The sequence below is a fragment of the Desulfotruncus alcoholivorax DSM 16058 genome, assembly GCF_000430885.1.
GTDB classification, from domain to species: Bacteria; Bacillota; Desulfotomaculia; order Desulfotomaculales; family Desulfallaceae; genus Desulfotruncus; species Desulfotruncus alcoholivorax.
In genome coordinates, this window is sequence record NZ_AUMW01000010.1 from 39,450 (window position 1) to 55,881 (window position 16,432).

Annotated in this window: 14 protein-coding genes; 12 read left to right on the top strand and 2 right to left on the bottom strand. The window is 45.6% G+C overall.

The window, feature by feature from the left end; translation table 11 throughout:
- Positions 1 to 53: 53 nt before the first annotated feature.
- Together H569_RS0105340 and H569_RS0105345 are read left to right on the top strand one after the other, a co-directional pair.
- Complete coding sequence (locus H569_RS0105340) at positions 54 to 461, top strand: zinc-ribbon domain-containing protein (protein ID WP_027364154.1); 408 nt, start codon at positions 54 to 56, stop codon at positions 459 to 461.
- A 42-nt stretch (positions 462 to 503) separates the two neighbouring features.
- A complete protein-coding gene (locus H569_RS0105345) occupies positions 504 to 746 on the top strand; it encodes a hypothetical protein (RefSeq protein ID WP_027364155.1) in 243 nt (80 codons plus the stop codon).
- A gap of 30 nt (positions 747 to 776) precedes the next feature.
- Here the strand turns inward: H569_RS0105345 and H569_RS0105350 are convergent, their stop codons facing one another.
- The gene (locus tag H569_RS0105350) at positions 777 to 2,729 is read right to left on the bottom strand and encodes an acetoacetate--CoA ligase (protein WP_027364156.1); all 1,953 of its coding nucleotides are present in this window, start codon (positions 2,727 to 2,729) and stop codon (positions 777 to 779) included.
- A 281-nt stretch (positions 2,730 to 3,010) separates the two neighbouring features.
- Between H569_RS0105350 and H569_RS0105355 the strand changes: the two genes are divergently transcribed.
- The gene (locus tag H569_RS0105355; protein ID WP_027364157.1) at positions 3,011 to 3,778 is read left to right on the top strand and encodes an SIR2 family NAD-dependent protein deacylase; all 768 of its coding nucleotides are present in this window, start codon (positions 3,011 to 3,013) and stop codon (positions 3,776 to 3,778) included.
- Here H569_RS0105355 and H569_RS0105360 read toward each other — a convergent pair.
- The gene (locus tag H569_RS0105360; protein ID WP_027364158.1) at positions 3,775 to 4,464 is read right to left on the bottom strand and encodes an endonuclease/exonuclease/phosphatase family protein; all 690 of its coding nucleotides are present in this window, start codon (positions 4,462 to 4,464) and stop codon (positions 3,775 to 3,777) included. The two genes, H569_RS0105355 and H569_RS0105360, sit on opposite strands and share 4 nt — an antisense overlap.
- Positions 4,465 to 4,852: 388 nt before the next feature.
- Between H569_RS0105360 and tsaD the strand changes: the two genes are divergently transcribed.
- From tsaD to fdhF, 9 genes are all read left to right on the top strand, one after another.
- Positions 4,853 to 5,875 (top strand): tRNA (adenosine(37)-N6)-threonylcarbamoyltransferase complex transferase subunit TsaD, encoded by a 1,023-nt coding sequence (gene tsaD, locus H569_RS0105365; protein WP_027364159.1) that lies wholly within the window; start codon positions 4,853 to 4,855, stop codon positions 5,873 to 5,875.
- A 228-nt stretch (positions 5,876 to 6,103) separates the two neighbouring features.
- Positions 6,104 to 7,465: a radical SAM protein gene (locus H569_RS0105370; RefSeq protein ID WP_027364160.1), complete on the top strand. Its 1,362-nt coding sequence runs from the start codon at positions 6,104 to 6,106 to the stop codon at positions 7,463 to 7,465.
- A 91-nt stretch (positions 7,466 to 7,556) separates the two neighbouring features.
- A complete protein-coding gene (locus tag H569_RS0105375; protein WP_027364161.1) occupies positions 7,557 to 8,855 on the top strand; it encodes a phenylacetate--CoA ligase family protein in 1,299 nt (432 codons plus the stop codon).
- Positions 8,856 to 8,918: 63 nt separating this feature from the next.
- Positions 8,919 to 9,350, top strand: a complete 432-nt coding sequence (locus H569_RS0105380; protein ID WP_027364162.1) for an ACT domain-containing protein — start codon at positions 8,919 to 8,921, stop codon at positions 9,348 to 9,350.
- 169 nt (positions 9,351 to 9,519) lie between these two features.
- Positions 9,520 to 10,092, top strand: coding sequence for a 5-formyltetrahydrofolate cyclo-ligase (locus H569_RS0105385; protein WP_027364163.1), 573 nt, complete (start codon positions 9,520 to 9,522; stop codon positions 10,090 to 10,092).
- 83 nt (positions 10,093 to 10,175) lie between these two features.
- Positions 10,176 to 10,661: an NADH-quinone oxidoreductase subunit NuoE gene (gene nuoE / locus H569_RS0105390; protein WP_027364164.1), complete on the top strand. Its 486-nt coding sequence runs from the start codon at positions 10,176 to 10,178 to the stop codon at positions 10,659 to 10,661.
- A gap of 16 nt (positions 10,662 to 10,677) precedes the next feature.
- Positions 10,678 to 12,630, top strand: coding sequence for an NADH-quinone oxidoreductase subunit NuoF (gene nuoF / locus H569_RS0105395; protein ID WP_027364165.1), 1,953 nt, complete (start codon positions 10,678 to 10,680; stop codon positions 12,628 to 12,630).
- Positions 12,631 to 12,660: 30 nt separating this feature from the next.
- A complete protein-coding gene (locus H569_RS0105400; protein WP_027364166.1) occupies positions 12,661 to 13,584 on the top strand; it encodes a 2Fe-2S iron-sulfur cluster-binding protein in 924 nt (307 codons plus the stop codon).
- Between the two features lie 24 nt (positions 13,585 to 13,608).
- Positions 13,609 to 16,296 carry a formate dehydrogenase subunit alpha gene (gene fdhF, locus H569_RS21655; RefSeq protein ID WP_081410886.1) on the top strand — a complete coding sequence of 896 codons (2,688 nt, stop codon included), beginning with the start codon at positions 13,609 to 13,611 and terminating at the stop codon, positions 16,294 to 16,296.
- The last annotated feature ends 136 nt before the right edge of the window (positions 16,297 to 16,432 follow it).

The following is a 16,432-nucleotide window of genomic DNA, read 5'->3' on the forward strand; positions in this document are numbered from 1 at the left end:
AGGGTTTTAGATAATTTCGCTGAATTAATTACTTTTAAGCGGAGGTGATTTAAATGTCATTTATTCAAAAAATTGCCGAAAGTGCCAAACAATTTGGAAGCAAAGCCAAGGATTTAAGCGGTAAAGCAGGAGACAGGGCCAGGGATTTAACTAAAAAATCATCTGAGTTGATAGAAGTAACTAAAATGAAACACGAGTTGAGAAAAATGGAAAAAGAAATGGAAAATAACCTTGCGGGTATTGGGGCATTGTATTACCAACAGCAAACCGGACGGGATAGTGTAGAAGAAGAACTTAAACGCTTAATTGATTCTACCAAAGAACTTGAAATCGAAATGAAAGATCTGGAAGATCAGATTAAATCTATGCAACCGGCACCGCCAATGTGTTCCGATTGCGGTAAAGAACTCCCTGAGGGTGGAAAATATTGTAGTTACTGCGGCAAAAAGATCATAGAATAAAGAAACCTATCAAAGCGATAATTTTTCTGGAAAGGAAAACCTATGAGCCAAGACAGAGAATTTGAACTTAATTTTTCTGAAAATGTTATGAATATGATCGAGCAATTTTCAGCCAAAACCGGCTGGAGCGAAGAACAGGTTGTAGAACATATAATTCATGAGTATCTTATGAACCAGATCAGGATAATTGAAAAAAGAGCAGCTGAAACAAAATCAGATGTAAATGAATTAGTAAATTTGCAATTTGAAAGATTATTGGAATTTCTGCTTAGTAAATATAGGTAAAGAGGTCCGGTCTAACCGGACCTCTTGTTTTCAGATTTGCAACTCCGGTATATTTTTATATAGTTCAAGTGCCTCGGGATTGGCCAGGGCATCTCTATTCTCAACAGGTTCATTGTGGATAATATTACGTACAGCAAGTTCCACTTTTTTACCGCTAATGGTGTATGGAATATCATCAATAGGGATGATTTTTGCGGGAACATGTCTGGGTGTCGCGTTTTCCCGAATTACCCTCTTAATTTTGGCAACGAGGTCATTGTTAAATTCCACGCCATCGCTTAGTTTAATAAATAGCACCACCCTGACGTCATTATCCCAGTTTTGGCCTACTACCAGGCTGTCTTTTATCTCTTCGAGCGATTCCACCTGCCGGTAGATTTCCGCAGTGCCTATACGCACACCGCCAGGATTTAAAGTGGCGTCAGATCGGCCATAAATGATAACCCCACCTGTATCAGTTATCTCAATATAATCTCCGTGGTGCCAGACATTTTCAAAAACGCTGAAATACGCTTTTTTATATTTTTTGTCTCCCTCATCATTCCAGAAATATATAGGCATGGAAGGAAAAGCCGCTTTACAAACAAGTTCACCCTTTTTATTGAGTAATGAATTGCCTTGATGATCAAAAGCATCAACAGCCATTCCCAAGCCCCGGCACTGAAGTTCTCCCGCGTAAACAGGGCCAATGGGGTTGCCCAGGGCAAAGCAGGATATAATGTCGGTTCCTCCGGAAATCGATGAAAGACAGACGTCTTGCTTAATATCACGATAGACATACTTAAAACTTTCTACCGAAAGTGGTGATCCTGTTGATAAAATTGCTTTTAATGCAGACAAATCAAATAACTGCGCTGGTTTTACTCCTTCCTTTTCAATAGCCGCCAGGAATTTGGCACTTGTACCAAACACACTGACTTTTTCATCTTGAGCCATTTTAAACAGCGTTTCCGGACCGGGATAAAAAGGGGACCCGTCATAAAGCAGCACCGTTGCTCCTACAGCCAACGAACTGACCAGCCAATTCCACATCATCCAACCGCAGGTAGTAAAGTAGAATATCGTGTCTTCACGTTTTAGGTCCGTATGCAAAATAAGTTCCTTTAAATGTTGGATCAGCGTCCCACCGGCGCCGTGAACGATACATTTTGGAACACCTGTGGTGCCGGAGGAATACATGATATACAGGGGGTGATCAAAGGGAAGCTGCTCAAATTCAATTTCCAGGTTATCCAGTGGTGATAGAAAATCAGAAAAAATTACAGCACCAGGCAGGCCGGAAAGGTCCGGGGCAGTCTCTGTGTAGGGAACTACAACAACTTTTTCAATAGAAGGAATTTCTTTAACAATGCTGGCAACTCTGCCTAAGGAATCAATTTTTTTACCGTTGTAAAAATATCCATTTGCGGTAAACAAAATTTTGGGCTGGATCTGACCAAAACGGTCCAAAACTCCCTTGATTCCAAAGTCCGGGGAACATGAAGACCATATGGCCCCTATGCTGGTTGCAGCAAGCATGGCCATAACCGTTTCAATCATGTTGGGCATAAACCCAGCTACGCGATCGCCAGCTACAATACCCGTTTCGCGCATTGCCGCTGCCAACCGGGCCACTTGGTCATAAAGCCCGGCGTAAGTAATCCGCCTCGGTTCTTGTCCCTCGCCTTGAAAAACCAGGGCAATCTTATCATCACGATAGCGTAATAAATTTTGGGCAAAATTGAGCCTCGCCCCCTGGAACCAGCGAGACCCCATCATATCATCCTGGTTGATAACAACACTTTCCCATTTACTTGAAGATATTATTCCACAGAATTCCCAAACGGCTGACCAAAAATCGGCCAGGTTATCGATTGACCACTTGTACAATTGATTATAATCCAAGATATTATTTCCTAATGAACTGTTTACAAAAGCAATAAATTTTGTCATATTCGCATTGTTAACTCTTTCCTGCGAAGGAACCCATAATGGCTGCTTCATTTCTTTATTTCCACCTCCGGCATTGATAAATTCAATAGCGTAAAAAACTAATATCTTTATAAATGCAATATATATGCCAATATGCGCAAACTTTATAAAATGTTTTAATTTTCAAACAAAAAACCCAATCCGGTTTGATCATAAAATAGTAAATGTAATAATAATTTACACTTTTATATCCCCCATGATAAGCATGGCGACATATTAACACAACCGTAATTGACATAAAAAAACTATTTAAGATAATATAATTAAAATTACAATATTATTGGAGGTAGCCAGTGCAATATAGTGAGAAGATCAGTTTAATTGCGCGGCTGATAAAAGAATCTACAAAAACAATCGCACTTACAGGCGCCGGCATTAGTACGGAAAGCGGCATTCCCGATTATCGCAGCCCGGGCACAGGCCTCTGGGAAAAACACGACCCTGCAAAAACCGCCAGCCTATCTGCTTTACGCAGAGACCCGGCCGGTTTTTATTCAACTAACTTAAAACGGTGGATCGAATTTAACAGCGCTAAACCCAATATAGCACACTATGCGCTGGCACATCTAGAGAAAATTAATTTGTTGCTCGGTGTAATCACCCAAAATATTGACAGCCTGCATGTACGCGCCGGATCAACCAGGGTATGGGAAGTTCATGGCCATTTGCGCACGTGTCAGTGTTCAGAGTGCAGAGAACGGTACCCGTTCGAAGAGCTTACAAAGCGTTTTAATGAAGGTGAAAACCCACCATTATGCTCATTGTGTTCCGGGGTTTTACGACCGGATGTGGTGCTTTTTGAGGATAAAATGAGTGAAGCGTTTTACCAGGCGTCACAAGTAATCTCCGGATGTCAGCTAATGCTCGTCGTAGGCAGCAGCCTAACAGTTTACCCTGTTGCCGGGCTTCCGGGCGTGGCAAGACAATTGGTTATTATTAACCGGACACCGACCCAGTGGGATGAAGAAGCAACTGTGTTGGTTAATGAAAGCGCCGGAAAAGTCATGCGAGACGTTTTGGCTGAACTTGGTGCAGAAATACCCGAGTTGAATAAATTTTAATAGTTTAGTTCAAATTCAGCCCCCAAGGGCAAATGATCAGAAGCCTGGCTATTAATTAACAATGGCTTAATCAACTTCCAGTGAGCAGAATAAAATATATAATCTATTTTATGCTCCGGCTTGTTGGCGGGAAAAGTAGGCCAAAGTCCTTCCGGGTCCACCGGTTGGAACAAGGTCTTTATTTTTTTAATTTCATCGGACTCAGGTTTGGCATTAAAATCTCCGGCTAAAATTAAGGGTCCGGTTTCATTGCCGATATATTCTATTATCTTTTTTACTTGTTTTATCCTTTCTAACTGGTTAAGGCCAAGATGAACGCAAAAAAAGGATATATCCCTGATATCCGTTTTAATTTTAACTTTTAATAAACATCTTTTTTCCCACTTGCTGGGCAGCGGGTAATTAACGCATTCACTAATAGGAAATATAGAAAGAACCGCATTTCCAAATCGCGGTAAACCGAGGCATGTTATTGTCGGGCCGAAAGCGGATTGCATACTCAGCATTTGACCAAGTTTGCGGTATTGTATTTTAAACCCGCTTCTTGGACGCAAATAATCAACCTCTTGCAATCCGGCAATAACAGCTCCTGTACTTGCAATGGTAGAAGCTATAGCTGGTAGTGAAACCTCGCCGTTAATACCCATACCGTTTTTAATATTATAGGTAACAACAGTTAACTTCATAATTGCTCCTCCATAAACAATAATCATTATTAGACCTTCATGCCACTAGCGTGGCACCAGCAGATAATGAAAAAGTATGACAGAGGGCTGGTAGCTCCCCGCAAGCGATATACGAAAGCGACGGTAACAGCACCCGGCGAAGCCTCGTTAGCGAAACCGGACGAGCGGGCGTGATGCCCGCGAAAGCCAGAACTGAGCTAGGACGGCGAATTGAGGGCGGTCCGGTTTCGCAAGGGGCGAGCCGTTGGTGCTGTCGGCGCTGGAGTTCTGAGCGCAGCGGGGTACACCGGCCCTCAGGTAAAAGTTTTTTCTGGATAGTTTTATGCCAAGTTTTGGGGTTATAATAAATATAATAAAAGCCCAGATATCAATTGAGGAGCCTTGACTAATGTGCATTACCATTTTAGGAATTGAAACTTCCTGCGATGAAACATCAGTTGCCGTGGTGGAAAATGGAACTATAGTTAAATCTAATATTATTTCATCACAAATCGAAGTACATCAAAAATTCGGTGGGGTAGTACCTGAAATTGCTTCCCGAAAACACCTTGAATTAATCAACGTTGTTGTTAAACAAGCTTTGGATAAAGCAGCTACCGGTTTTGGCCAGATCAACGCTGTAGCCGTAACTTACGGGCCAGGGCTGGTTGGTGCGCTCCTGGTTGGTGTGGCGGCCGCAAAAGCAATCGCCTTTGGCCTGGATATACCCCTCATAGGGATAAACCATATGGAAGGTCATGTTTATGCCAATATGCTGGCCCATCCCGATCCCGAATTTCCAATTATTTGCCTGGTGGTTTCCGGAGGACATACTGATTTAGTTTTAATACAAAGCCATGGTAGTTACCAATTAGTCGGCAGCACCAGAGACGATGCAGCGGGTGAAGCCTTTGACAAAGTGGCCAGGGTGCTTGGTTTAGGTTATCCGGGCGGGCCGCAAATTGACACGCTGGCAGCTATGGGTGACGATAAAGCAATTGCTTTTCCCCGCGCATATCTGGAAGAAAACAGCCTGGATTTCAGTTTCAGCGGCGTTAAAACAGCAGTTATCAATTACCTTAACCAGTGCAAGCAAAAAGGGATTCCGGTAAACAAACCTGACGTCGCGGCAAGTTTTCGCCGGGCTGTAGTTGATGTATTAGTAGATAAAACTATACAAGCTGCTAAATCATTTGATACCAAAACCATTATGCTGGCAGGCGGGGTAGCTGCAAATAAACTGTTAAGAGATGAATTAAGTAACCGTACCGCTAGCATGGGGCTGGATTTACTAGCCCCTCCGCCGATTCTTTGTACAGATAATGCCGCAATGATTGCTTGTGCCGCTTACTTCAAGTATTTACGTCATGATTTTGCTCCGCTGACATTAAACGCAGTACCCGGTCTTAAACTTGGAGAGGATAGATATTAAATCAATGGATTTTTCCACAAAATAAACAGCAGTTTACACTACATTTTATGAAATTATGATTTACACATATCACAAGCTGATCAAAATCCCCGTCATTCAACGTTTATTATTTTATCCTAATATAGGTATTTTGCTAAGCAAAGTAATATTTTCACATAAAATAGCCTGCTGCTGCTGTGGATAATGTGGATAAGTCTGTTAATAACTTGATAAATCAGTGGTTAACTTGTGGGTGATCTATTGAAAAATAACTTGCCGAATAATGTCGAAAGGCTTATTTACTGGGCTGCCGGTCATAGCAATATTCTGCCGTTAACTTCTCAGTGTAATGTGAAATGTGTATTTTGCAGCAACTTGCAAAATCCACCCGGTGTTGAAGCATTCAATCTCAAACCGCTAAAAACTGAACAATTATCCAACATCATAACGCTTCTGGACCCCCGAAAACCAGTCGTAATTGGAGAGTCGGCAACAAGAATTAATGAAGGTGAACCTTTTACCCACCCTAAAATCAAAGAATTTTTATCCACAATACGCCAAGCCCTGCCACATACTACCATCCAGATAACCACCAACGGTTCACTGCTGGATGCCGGGCAGTTGGAGTTTTTACATTCTATCTCACCGGTAACCATTTATCTTTCGCTCAATAGCCTCAACCTGCGCCGGCAGATAATGGGCGATTTGCGTTCTGAAAACGCGGTCGCGGCAGCGGCCTTGCTCGGCCAATACGGATTAAACTGGCACGGCAGTGTTGTGGCCATGCCGCACCTGACAGGTTGGGAAGATTTAAAGGAAACTATATCTTATCTTGATAGCTGCGGGGCACAAACCATTCGGATATTCATACCTGGTTTTACCCGCCTGGCGCAAGCACAATTGCGATATCCCGGCACTATGCCTGAACAACTTAGACAAACAGTTGCCGAACTCGCCTCAAAAACCAAAGCACCGCTAACTGTAGAGCCACCTTTGATAACCGATTTGCAACCGGAGGTAGCCGGTGTTATACCAAATTCACCTGCTTTTACAGCAGGAATCAGGCGGGGGAATATAATCCAAACTGTTAATGGGAAAGAGGCTTTTTCCCGGGTTCATGCTTTTTACATGGTAAAAAAGACGGCAAATCCAATTCTGCTGGCAAGAAACGGAGCCAAGGCCAATAAAGTTGTTATCAATAAGGCCGCCGGGGAAAGCTCCGGCCTGGTAATGGAGTACGATATAGATTTATCCTTGATTGAGGATATCACCCAAATCTCGTTAAGGAGGTCGGCAGCCAATACCGTGTTGCTTGCCTCGGAAATGGCAGCAAAAGTTTTAACCATGGCCCTTAATAAATATAATAATGATCAGTTATTTACGGTTATTCCTGTTCCCAATCTTTTTTTCGGAGGTTCTATAAAAACGGCGGGATTATTGGTGATGGACGATATAATCAATACTTTGGGGGATTATTTAAAAAATAAATACTCCACCCCGGATCTTGTTATTTTACCGCAGATTGCCTTTGATCCCGGCGGACGGGACCTTTTAGGCAGGCACTGGTCCGAAATAGAGTCAATTTTTTCCATACCGGTAGAAGTTTTGTAGAGTTAAATTGTCCCTCAAAAAATATTAATACTCTTTTTTTTGGTTTAAAGTTATGCTATCTTTTTAATAATCGGTGAAGGGAGGTTTAAAGTTGTACTGGCAAAAGGAATATGAAACCATGCCGCGGGAACAGTTAAAGGATCTACAAGTTGAACGGTTGAAGCAGACAGTTCAGCGTGTCTATGATTATGTTCCTTTTTATCGCAATAGTTTCGATAATGCAGGCATAAAACCAGGTGATATTAATTCTTTAGATGACCTACAGAAATTACCTTTTACAACAAAGCAAGATTTAAGGGATAATTATCCTTTTGGATTGTTTGCCGTACCCATGGACAAGGTAGTCAGAATCCATGCTTCCTCAGGCACCACCGGCAAACCTACTGTGGTGGGCTACACTCAGGAAGATATTACCAACTGGTCTGATTTAATGGCGCGGGCACTGGTTATGGCTGGCGGTACTACCAGCGACGTAGTGCAAAACGCTTACGGCTATGGTTTGTTTACGGGTGGTATGGGAGTCCATTACGGTGCGGAGCGACTTGGAGCCACGGTGGTTCCTATTTCAGGCGGCAATACTTCCAGACAGATCATGTTAATGCGGGACTTCGGTACCACAATTCTTACCTGCACACCATCTTACGCCTTGTTCCTGGGCGAGGAAATTATCAACGCAGGGATAGATCCGAGGGACCTGAAGTTAAAAGCCGGCATCTTTGGCGCTGAACCATGGAGCGAACGCATGCGGGCCCAGCTGGAAGCAAAGCTTAACATAATGGCGCTGGATATATACGGGTTAAGCGAGGTCATGGGTCCCGGCGTTTCAATGGAATGCCCCGAAAAAAATGGCATGCATATATTTGAAGATCATTTTATTGCTGAAATTATCGACCCGGAAACAGCTAAACCACTACCATACGGAGAACCGGGCGAACTTGTGCTAACATCCTTAACCAAGCAAGCGCTGCCCATCATTCGCTACCGCACCAGGGATATAACAGTTCTCCGGGAGGATAAATGCGGCTGTGGGCGAACCTTTGTACGCATGCAGCGCGTTACCGGGCGCACTGATGATATGCTGATTATCAGGGGAGTTAACGTTTTTCCGTCTCAGATTGAAAGCGTATTGCTTGAGTTTGGCGACACAGAGCCACATTACCTGCTTGTGGTCGACCGTAAGGGTACGTTGGATGACCTTGAAATTTGGGTGGAAATAAGTGACAAGTTCTTCTCAGATAAAGTAAGGGCATTAGAGGACCTGGAAAAAAGGCTTAAAGCCCGGATTCTTAGCGTGCTGGGCATTTCCGCCCGCATAAAATTAGTCGAGCCGCGGACGATCCCGCGTAGTGAAGGAAAAGCCAAAAGAGTTATGGATAAGCGGGAAATATAAAGGAAATGGGACACACCTCCTTTCGAAGGAATGTCCCAAATAAATAGATAGGGGGATGTGCAGGTGAAAGTAAAGCAGATATCAGTCTTTTTAGAAAATAAATCGGGCCGCTTGGCACAGGTAACCAGGGTTCTTGGGGACAATAACATCAATATTAGAGCCCTTTCCATTGCCGACACCACCGATTTCGGTATTTTGCGCCTAATCGTAAATAACCCTGACTCAGCTTACCGGGTCTTGAAGGAAGCCGGTTTCACCGTTAGCACTACCGATGTCATAGCAGTGGAAGTCAAAGACGACCCGGGTGGATTGGCTAAAGTTCTGGAAATATTGCAAAACGTTCACATTAACATAGAATACCTTTACGCCTTTTTACAAAAAGCAACCAATGCAGCCCTGGTGGTTTTCCGAGTTGAGCAACTTGACGAGGCAATTAAGGTTTTACAGGAAAACAACGTCAGCATTCTTGAAGGCAGTAAAGTTTACTCATTATAAACTTCCATAACGCTACCGCGTTGCCGCCTTAACCACAATTTTGATGAGCAATGATTTATTATTGCTTATTTATCCTTCCATACAATTTAGGAAGGATTTATTTTTTTACGAAAGAATAATATCAAAAACTGAAAAATTTCTGTTGAAAAGTATTTATGGAGGAATTACCGTGTCTAAAAACGAATTAAGAAATAATGTAATTGCCAAGCGAAACACCCTGTCAACTCAGGAAATAGAACAAAAAAGCCAAGCAATTATCAAAAAATTATTTACTCTTCCGGAATATCAAAATGCCAACACGATCATGGCTTATATAGATTTCCGCAATGAAGTGCAAACTTCCGGCATAATCAAAGACGCGCTGACAAACGGCAAAAAAATAGCCGTACCGGTAACCGATATTAAAAACAAAAAGCTCACTCCTTCATTGCTGCATGATTTCCCGGGCGATCTGGCACCTGGGGCATGGGGGATTCTGGAACCGAGGCCGGAATGTGTCAGACCCGTCGATCCCGAACAGATCGACCTGGTGCTGATTCCCGGGGTAGCTTTTGATAATGTTGGAAATAGGCTTGGCTATGGTGGTGGTTTTTATGACCGTTTTTTGTTGCGTACCCGCAAGGACGTAATTCTTTTAGCACTGGCATTTGAATTGCAAATTCAACCTAATGTTTATCATGAAAAACATGATATTCCAATACAGTTGCTTGTAACTGAAGAAAGGATAATGGATTTTCGCTAATTTAATATCGATTTCTTTATAGCTCGGGCTAAATATCCTGGGCTAATGTATTGTTTTTGAAACAATGAGAGGAGGGAAATGGTTTGTCGGCATGCAAGTGTGAGCAAAACCTGGAAGCTAATTATCAAAAATTGCAAAAAGTGTTTGACAAATACCGGAATGTAAAGGGAGCATTAATTCCTTTGCTGCAGGAAGCACAGGAAATTTTCGGTTACCTGCCCGGTGATGTCATGAAAAAAATCTCCCGGGAAATTGGCGTACCTTTCAGTAAAACTTTCGGTGTGGCTACTTTTTATTCCCAATTCCACCTGAAGCCCCGTGGGCGCAATATTATTAGGATGTGCCAGGGTACTGCCTGCCACGTGCGTGGTGCTGCCAAAGTATTTGATGCAGTTTCCACAGATCTTGGGGTGGGCAGAAATGAGACAACCGCAGATCATCGCTATACGCTTGAAACCGTGGCCTGCCTGGGCGCATGCGGCTTGGCGCCGGTTATGATGGTTAACGATGATACTCATGGCCGCTTAACCCCTGACAAGGCCGTTTCTGTAATTAAAGAGTACGAATAGGAAGGAGGCCTGGCAATTGAATAACTTATTGGATAAATGTTGTGACAAGTGCACCCATGAGCCGCAAAATCCGTGCCGGGACTTCATCAAGTGCCGCAAAGAAGGTCCTATTTGCCACCAGGACGAATCCTGCCGGAAAAAAAGAGCGGATATTCTTGCCGGAATTCACCTGCCTGAAGGATCAGAAAAGAAAAATATTTTGATCTGCGCCGGTACAGGCTGCACTTCATCAGGCTCGAGGAAACTTGTCGATGTGCTAAAAGAAGAACTGCAAAAACATAATCTTGCTGATAAAGTTAAGGTAACTATTACCGGCTGTCACGGCTTTTGTGAACAGGGCCCGCTGATGATTGTGGAACCCGATAAAACTTTTTATGTGCGGGTTCAGGATAAAGATGTGCCGGAAATTGTTGAGCAAAACCTGTTAAACGGCCAAATAGTTGAAAGATTGCTTTACAAGGATCCAACCACCGGAGAATTGGCAAAAACTTATGAGACTGTGCCTTTTTATGCCAAACAACAAAGGCTGGTACTGCATAATTGCGGGCATATCAATCCCGAAGATGTTGCTGAATACGTGGCCAACGACGGTTATGCAGGCTTTGCTAAAGCTCTGTTTGAGTTGAAACCTGAAGAAGTGGTGGAAGAAGTTAAAAAATCCGGTTTACGCGGGCGCGGTGGAGCCGGCTTCCCCACGGGTATGAAGTGGGGTTTCGTCAGACAAGCGCAAGGTGATAAAAAATACGTGGTCTGCAATGCGGACGAAGGCGACCCGGGCGCTTTCATGGATCGCAGTGTTTTGGAAGGCGACCCCCATGCAGTGATTGAAGGTATGTTGACCTGCGGTTACGCAGTTGGTGCGGATGAAGGTTATATTTACGTCCGGGCCGAATATCCCCTGGCTATTGAACGTTTAAAAATAGCCATATCCCAGGCCGAAAAATATGGCATCCTCGGCGACAACATTTTTAATTCGGGCTTTAACTTCCACCTCAAAATCAAGGCTGGTGCGGGCGCTTTCGTCTGCGGCGAGGAAACCGCACTATTGACTTCCATAGAAGGAAACCGGGGCATGCCCAGGGTCAGGCCGCCGTTTCCCGCTCAAAGCGGTTTGTGGGGTAAACCAACCAACTTGAATAACGTTGAAACTTATGCCAACGTGCCTTACATTCTGCGCAACGGCGGAGAGGTGTACGCCAAGCTGGGCACAGAGAAAAGTAAAGGCACCAAAATATTTGCCCTTACCGGTAAAGTAAACAACACCGGTCTTGTTGAAGTGCCTATGGGCATGACCCTGCGTGATATTATTTTCACCATCGGCGGCGGCATTCAAGGCGGTAAGAGATTTAAAGCCGTGCAGATCGGCGGCCCGTCGGGCGGCTGCATCCCTGAAGAAAATTTAGACCTGCCGGTTGATTATGATTCCCTGACCGCTGCAGGAGCCATGATGGGGTCCGGCGGACTGGTAGTCATGGACGAAACCACCTGTATGGTTGACGTTGCCCGTTTCTTCCTGACTTTCACTCAGGCTGAGTCCTGCGGTAAGTGTACACCTTGCCGCGAGGGCACCAAGCGGATGCTGGAAATCCTCACCCGCATTTGTGACGGTAAAGGCGAGATGGAAGACCTGGATACTTTAGAGCGCCTGGGCCGGGTAGTTAAGAATACCGCCCTGTGTGGTTTGGGACAAACATGCCCGAATCCGATTCTCTCAACCCTGCGTTATTTTAAAGACGAATACCTTGCCCATATTCAAGATAAGCGTTGCCCGGCTGGAGCCTGCACCAGTCTGCTGGTGTACGTGATTGATCCGGAAAAATGCAAAGGCTGCGGCAAGTGCGCCAAAAACTGTCCGGCCGGCGCCATTACCGGCGAAAAGAAAGAACCGCATACTATTGACACCACAAAATGTATCAAGTGCGGCGCTTGTATCCAAGGTTGTAAGTTTGAAGCTATTTACAAGGCTTAACACCAACTCTCTGCAAAGGAGGGAAATTAGTTGTCATATGTATCCCTAACCATCAACGGGATTAAAATATCAGTTCCCAAAGGCACCACTGTGCTGGACGCCGCCAGGCAGGCCAGGGTATTCATACCCACTTTCTGCCACGATCCCGATATCCCGCGCTTCGGTGCTTGCCGCATCTGCGTGGTGGAAATTCCGGGGATGCGCAATCTGCCGGCATCCTGCGTAACCGAGGCCACCGAGGGGATGGAAGTATTCACCGAGTCCCCCGCAGTGGTGGAAGCGCGCAAAACCATCCTTGAACTGTTGCTGGCAAATCACCCCCAGGATTGCCTGACCTGCGAAAAGAACGGCGATTGCAGGCTGCAGGATTATGCGTTTCGCTACGGCGTCAAAGAGTCCGGTTTTAAGGGAGAGCGGAAGGATTATCCCCTTGACGATTCCAACCCGTATATAATTCGCGATGCTTCCAAGTGCATTCTCTGCGGGCGTTGTGTGCGCACCTGTAACGCCATCCCGGAAAGAAGCATCATTGATTTTGGTTACCGCGGCTTTGCCACCAAAATCGTCACCGCTATGGATACTCCGCTGGGAGAATCAGATTGCGTTTACTGCGGCCGATGTGTAACGGTTTGCCCGGTGGGAGCGCTGACCTGGAAGCCTCTAGCCGGCAAAGGCCGCATTTGGGAAATGCAAAAGCAGGAAGTAACGTGCACTTTTTGTGACAGTGGCTGTACATTTTATGTGCTAAGTAAAAATGGTAAAAATATTGGTGTGGTACCCAAGGCGCCCGGCAATGGCAGGCCTCTTTGCCTCAAAGGCCGGCTGGGACTTGAACTAAAGTACCTGGATGCGCCGCCGGCACCTCACTTGAAAAAAGACGGCGAATTTGTTGAAGTGTCCTGGGGCGAGGCGCTGGGACTCCAAGATATCATCTCCAAGCTCAACAAAGACTAGTAAAGGAAGGAGGGATAACTTCCGGTGGCAGAAGTAACTTTAACCATTGACGGTCTTCAAGTGACCGTAGCCAAAGGGACAACCGTGCTGGAAGCCGCCAGACAGGCCGGGGTTTTCATCCCCACTTTTTGCCACGACCCGGAACTGACAAGGTTTGGCGCCTGCCGCATGTGCATAGTGGAAATTCCAGGCATGCGCAATCTGCCTGCTTCCTGTGTTACAGAGGCTGCAGAAGGTATGGTGGTTTACACCGAATCAGAGGCAGTAATTGAAGCCAGAAAGACCATTCTGGAACTCATGCTGGCCAATCACCCAATGGACTGCTTAACTTGTGGAAAAAACGGCGAATGCAGCCTGCAGGATTATGCGTACCTGTACGGTGTTAAAACAGAATCGTTTGGTGGCGAAAAACACGCTTATCCCCTTGAAAATGACAACCCATTTATCGTCAGGGATATGAACAAGTGTATTTTATGCGGCAAATGTGTCCGTGCTTGTGCCGAAATTCAGGGCAAAAATATAGTAGATTTCGCGTATCGCGGCTTTGATGCCAAGATAACTCCTGCAATGGATGTTCCCCTTTCAGCATCGGAATGTGTTTTTTGCGGCAACTGCGTTGCCGTTTGCCCGGTAGGAGCGTTGCAGGAAAAAGGCCTGCGCTCGGCTGCCAGAACCTGGGAAGTGAAAAAAGTAAAAACCACTTGCCCCTATTGCGGAACCGGATGTAGTTTTGAATTGAACGTTAAAGACAATAAGGTTGTTGGGGTGACCTCCTGTGACGGTGACGTAAACGGCAGGGCCCTGTGCGTAAAGGGGCGTTTCGGTTACGGGTTCATCCATCACCCCGACCGCTTGACCAACCCGTTAATCAAGAAAAACGGAAAGTTTGTTGAGTCTTCCTGGGAAGAAGCAATCGGCCTGGTAGCTGCAAAATTAAGCGCAATAAAGGCTAATTATGGCCCGGACTCGCTGGCTGTACTGAGTTCAGCCCGCTGCACCAATGAAGAAAACTACCTGATGCAAAAATTTACACGCGCAGTACTCGGTACCAACAGTATCGACCACTGCGCCCGTCTCTGACACGCTCCGACAGTCGCCGGTCTGGCGGCTTCATTCGGAAGCGGAGCAATGACCAACAGTATCAAAGAAATTGCCGGAGCTGATTTTATCCTGGCCATCGGCACCAACACCACGGAATCGCACCCCATCATCAGCTTGCAAGTTAAGAAAGCCAAGCGCAACGGGGCAACTCTGGTAGTGGCTGATCCCAGGCGCACTGAAATCGCAGAGCTGTCTGATATTCACATGCAGTTGAAATCAGGCTCCGACATCGCCCTGTTAAATGCCATGGCCAATGTTATTATTGCAGAGGAAATCTGGAATAAAGAATTTGTCTCCACCAGAACAGAGGACTTTGAAGCCCTGAAAGCGACAGTGGCCAAATATACACCGGAATATGCCGAAGGCCTTACCGGAATTCCAGCTGATGTAATACGTGAAGTAGCCAGGGGCTACGCCAAGGCTAATAATGCCACAATCCTTTATACAATGGGCATTACCCAGCATATTTGCGGTACCCATAATGTATTTGCTGTTGCCAACCTGGCGATGTTGTGCGGCCAAATAGGCAAACCAAGCAGTGGGGTTAACCCCCTGCGCGGGCAAAACAATGTCCAGGGCGCCTGCGATATGGGAGCCCTGCCCAATGTTTACACCGGCTACCAGGCTGTAACCGTCGAAGATAACCGCGGCAAGTTTGCCAAAGCGTGGAACGTGGGAGAACTGCCGGCCAAGCCTGGCTTAACCGTCGGTGAAATGATGGAGGCTGCAGCCGAAGGCAAAGTCAAAGGCATGTATATCATGGGTGAAAACCCGGTACTGTCCGACCCTGATGCCCACCATGTGGTCCACTCCCTGGAAAAACTGGACTTTTTAGTGGTTCAGGACATTTTCCTAACTGAAACTGCAGCACTGGCGGATGTGGTTTTACCGGCAGCCAGCTTCGCAGAAAAGGACGGCACCTTCAGCAACACCGAGCGCAGGGTCCAACGTGTGCGTAAGGCCATTGACCCTGTAGGCAATGCCCGGGCTGACTGGCAAATCATCTGTGACGTGGCCACGGCCATGGGCTATACAATGAGCTATGCTTCGGCCTCAGAAATATTTGATGAAATAGCATCATTAACTCCTTCATATGCCGGTATCTCTTATGAGCGCCTAGAGCAGGGCGGCATCCAGTGGCCCTGCCCCAACTCCGGGCACGCCGGCACAATGTACCTTCATAAAGATAAATTCGTGCGTGGTCTCGGTAAATTTAACCCGGTGGAATACATTCCTCCCGCGGAGCAACCGGACAACGAATTCCCATTCGTTCTCAGCACCGGGCGGCGGCATTTCCACTACCATACCGGCACCATGACCCAGCGAACAGGAACACTGGAAGTACATTACGGCACTGAGTTCTTGGAAATCAACCCGGCCGATGCAGCTGCGATCAACGTAACGGAAGGTGAAATGATCAAGGTCAAATCCCGTCGCGGAGAAGTTGCGGTTCAGGCCCGCCTAACTGACATAGTGCCGCAAGGAATGGTGTTTACATCGTTCCATTTCCCGGAAGTGGCTATTAACAAGCTGACAAACTCTGCCAGGGACCCGGTTGCCAAAATACCTGAGTTAAAAGTCTGCGCAGTTAAAATTGAAAAAGCAAGTTAACCATCAAAAAGCCTAGGGACAGGCAGGGACAAGGGGACAGGCACCTTGTCCCGACCTTGTCCCTATTTTATTTATAAAGGTATTTAATAATTTTACAAATTTATTTGTTTTAGAATTATGTAATTTTTTTAAAAAA

Bases quoted from the DNA above. Each gene is read 5' to 3' on its own strand.
- H569_RS0105340 (WP_027364154.1), top strand. From the start codon at position 54: ATGTCATTTATTCAAAAAATTGCCGAAAGTGCCAAACAATTTGGAAGC.
- H569_RS0105345 (WP_027364155.1), top strand. From the start codon at position 504: ATGAGCCAAGACAGAGAATTTGAACTTAATTTTTCTGAAAATGTTATG.
- H569_RS0105350 (WP_027364156.1), bottom strand. From the start codon at position 2,729: ATGAAGCAGCCATTATGGGTTCCTTCGCAGGAAAGAGTTAACAATGCG.
- H569_RS0105360 (WP_027364158.1), bottom strand. From the start codon at position 4,464: ATGAAGTTAACTGTTGTTACCTATAATATTAAAAACGGTATGGGTATT.
- tsaD (WP_027364159.1), top strand. From the start codon at position 4,853: ATGTGCATTACCATTTTAGGAATTGAAACTTCCTGCGATGAAACATCA.